Origin of the sequence: Micromonospora maritima (genome assembly GCF_902825405.1) — a bacterium.
Lineage (GTDB): Bacteria > Actinomycetota > Actinomycetes > Mycobacteriales > Micromonosporaceae > Micromonospora > Micromonospora maritima.
In genome coordinates, this window is record NZ_CADEAU010000913.1 from 1 (window position 1) to 965 (window position 965).

Here is a 965-nt window from a genome sequence, read left to right on the forward strand (position 1 = left end):
GTCGCCGCCTCCGACTCGTGGCGCCGGCGCGACCCGGACCGGGACGACGCCGCCCGGTGAACCGTTCTCACGGGCGCGACGGTGGCCCCGGCTCGGCGCGCAGGAGCCCGGCCAGGTCCCGCACCGCCGCGGCGTACGCCCGGTCGGACTCGCACGGCCAGTGTCCCCTGATCGGTGGCGGAACGCTGTCCCCGGGCGGCGCGAGGAGGCCGTCCGGGTCCTTCAGGCGGCGGTCCACCACGGCCGGCGGCCCGGCGACGGCGGCCGGCTCGTCCGGACGGTGGGCCGAGAAGACCCAGCCGCCGACCGGATCGGTGTCACGCCACAGGTTCCGCCACCGCCAGCCGACCCGGTCCCCGATCTCGCGCAGCACGGCGTCGTCCACGTACGCCGGGAAGAGCCGGGCGTAGAGCCGCCGCAGCGGTGAGCTGTAGGTCAGCAGCGCGACCCGGCCACCGACCTCGGGCGGCAGTTGCAGGAGCGTGGCGGCGGCCAGCACCGAGCCGTGGCTGTAGCCGGCCAGCAGGACACCGTTGCCGCTCTCCACCAGGAAGGTGACGCGCCGGGCCAGTTCCGGCACCGCCCGCTCGGCGTAGCAGGGCGGGGCGAAGGGGTGCGCGGCCCGGGGCCAGAACGTGGCGAGGTCCCAGAGCACCCCGACGTGGTGCCGGAAGCCGGAGCTGCGGTAGGCGAACATCCCGGCGACGACGAGACCGAGCACGGCCGCCGAGACGGCGTAGCCGCCGGCTCCGATGCCGAACGCGACAAGCCCGGCGGGCACGTGCGTGTGGCGTTCGAGGACCTCGCCCGGCGCCGGCCGCAGCAGCGCCATCGCGGTGGTCGCCGCGCCGATCCCGGCGAGGACGGCGAAGAGCACCGTCAGCGGCACCAGCAGGTCGGTGAACCGGGCCCGGACGATCGCCGTCCGCACCTGCCGGAGCCGGGGCGCCGCCTCCGCCGGCGGC

At 77.0% G+C, this 965-nt stretch carries 1 pseudogene; it reads right to left on the minus strand.

Annotated features, from left to right (window positions below):
- Window positions 1-67: 67 nt before the first annotated feature.
- Window positions 68-965: pseudogene (locus HUW36_RS33490) on the minus strand (hypothetical protein); the annotation flags it as partial.